The 2,311-nt window shown below is 71.9% G+C and carries 2 protein-coding genes and 1 pseudogene; 1 reads left to right on the top strand and 2 read right to left on the bottom strand.

The window, feature by feature from the left end; translation table 11 throughout:
* Nucleotides 1-350 (bottom strand): annotated as a pseudogene (locus AC0CYZ_RS15935) (acyl-CoA dehydrogenase family protein); the annotation flags it as partial.
* 107 nt (nucleotides 351-457) lie between these two features.
* Here AC0CYZ_RS15935 and AC0CYZ_RS15940 point away from each other — a divergent pair.
* A complete protein-coding gene (locus tag AC0CYZ_RS15940; RefSeq protein ID WP_472217019.1) occupies nucleotides 458-973 on the top strand; it encodes an isochorismatase family protein in 516 nt (171 codons plus the stop codon).
* Between the two features lie 202 nt (nucleotides 974-1,175).
* On the opposite strand, the gene serA is transcribed toward AC0CYZ_RS15940, so the two are convergent.
* Nucleotides 1,176-2,311, bottom strand: a 1,136-nt coding sequence (gene serA / locus AC0CYZ_RS15945) for a phosphoglycerate dehydrogenase (protein WP_472217021.1), incomplete at its 5' end; no start/stop codon positions are given.

Here is a 2,311-nt window from a genome sequence, read left to right on the forward strand (position 1 = left end):
GCGCCCTCGGTCCAGCCCAGCGCCGCGAGCCCCAGCCCGAGGCCGCTGCGGTGGTAGACGAACTCCTCGACGTGCTGCATCTCCGCCCGGCTGAAGCCGCCGCCGCCGGACGCCTCGCCCACGTGCGGCGAGTAGAGCCCCGCCTTGGCCGAGCGGCGCTGGACCTCGCGACGCGCCTCCCACACCAGCGGGTGCATGCGCCCGGCGTCGTCGAGGCGCGGGTTGTACGGGGTGCCGACGTCGCGGCCGGCCAGCTCCTCCTCGGCCGGCCCGACCTCCACGGTGAGGAAGGTGGCGAACCGTTCCCGGTAGTGCTCGACGCGTGCGGTGAGCCCCGCTTCGCTGGTCATGGTCAGGTGGCCTCCGGCCTCGTGAGCCCTATCGGCGTGCTCCCCTCACTCCGTGTCATAGCACGGATTACTGCTCACGAGCGCGGAGCGCCCCTAGGCTCGGCGAGGTGCCACTCCTCACCGCCGGGTCCTCGGTCCTGCTGGTCGTCGACCTGCAGGAGCGGCTGATGCCCGCGATCTCCGGGGCGCCGCGCGTGCTCGAGAACGCGGCCCGGCTGGTGCAGGCGGCCACCCGCCTCGACGTCGCCGTGACCACCACCGAGCAGGACCCGGACAAGCTCGGGCCCACCGTCGAGCCGGTCGCGGCGCTGCTGCCCTCCCCCGCCGTCACGAAGTCGACCTTCGCCGCGGACCTCTCCTTCCCCGGCAGGACGGTCGTGGTGTGCGGCTGCGAGGCGCACGTCTGCGTGCTGTCGACCGTGCTCGCGCTCCGCGCCTCGGGTCACGACGTGGCGGTGGTCGCCGACGCGGTCGGGAGCCGGTCGCCCGAGAACCGCGACGCGGCCCTGGCCCGGATGCGGGCGCACGGGGTCGACGTGGTGACGACCGAGATGGTCGTGTTCGAGTGGCTCGGGTCCAGTCAGGACCCGGCGTTCCGCGAGGTGCAGAAGCTCATCAAGTGAACTCGTCGGGGAGGGGCGCAGGCCCCGACGACCGCCGAGTGGGCCTCGAGGGCTGCCGCAGCAACCGCGGGAGTCCACTCGACCGTCCGGGCCGCACGCCGCTCCCGGAGAACCCGCGAAAACCGGGTCCCCGGGACCCGGCTCTTGCGGATGTCGCGGAGTGCACGTCACGACGCGACATCGTGAGCGGTGGGACGACCTCCTAGGGCGCCCAGGTCCGCAACCACACCGTCTGCGGGGAGCGCCGCAGGTCGGACAGCGCCTCCTCCGGGATCGGCGCGTCGGTGTCGACGACGACGTAGCCGCGCTCGCCGCGGGTCGACAGCGCCTGGCCGATGACGTTGACCCCGATGTCGTGCAGCAGCTGGTTGATGCGGGCCAGCACGCCGGGGGTGTTGGTGTGCAGATAGGCCAGCCGGTACGAGGTCGGCGCCAGCGGGGTCGCGACCTCGGGCAGGTTCACCGAGAGCGCGGTGCCGCCGGTCGCGACGAACGAGAGCAGCTTCGTGGAGACGAACCCGCCGATCTCCTCCTGCGCCTCCTGGGTGGAGCCGCCGACGTGCGGGGTGAGGATGACGTTGTCGAGGCCGCGCAGCGGGGACTCGAAGGTGTCGCCCTGGGCCTTCGGCTCGATCGGGAAGACGTCGATCGCGGCGCCGGCGACGTGCCCGGAGAGGATGTTCTCCCGCAGCGCCGCGTCATCGATGACCATCCCGCGCGAGGCGTTGATGAAGATCGACCGGGGCTTCATCTTCGCGAACTGTTCGGCGCCGAACAGTCCGGCGTTCCCAGGCCGCCCGTCCACGTGGAGGGTCACGACGTCGGCCTCGGCCAGCAGCTCGTCGAGCGTCTCGACCTTGCGGGCGTTGCCGTGGGCCAGGCGGTCCGCGGTGTCGTAGAAGATCACCCGCAGCCCGACCGCCTCGGCCATGTTCGAGAGCTGGGTGCCGATGTTCCCGTAGCCGACGATGCCCAGCGTCCGACCGCGGAACTCGTGGCTGCCCCGCGCCGACTTGTCCCAGATGCCCTCGTGCATCCGCTGGGTCTTCTCGACCAGGCGGCGGGTCAGCGCGATGATCTCCCCGAGCACCAGCTCGACCACGCTGCGGGTGTTGGAGAACGGTGCGTTGAAGACCGCGATGCCGCGCTCGGCCGCCTCGGTGAGGTCCACCTGGTTGGTGCCGATGCAGAAGCAGCCGATGGCCAGGAGGTCCTTCCCGGCGTCGAGCACCTCGGCGGTGATCTTGGTGTTGGAGCGGATCCCGAGCAGGGACACCCCCGACAGGGCGTCGGCCAGCTCGTCGCCGGAGAGCGACCCGGGCCGCTCCTCGACCTCGA

The organism is Actinomycetospora sp. (assembly GCF_055612215.1).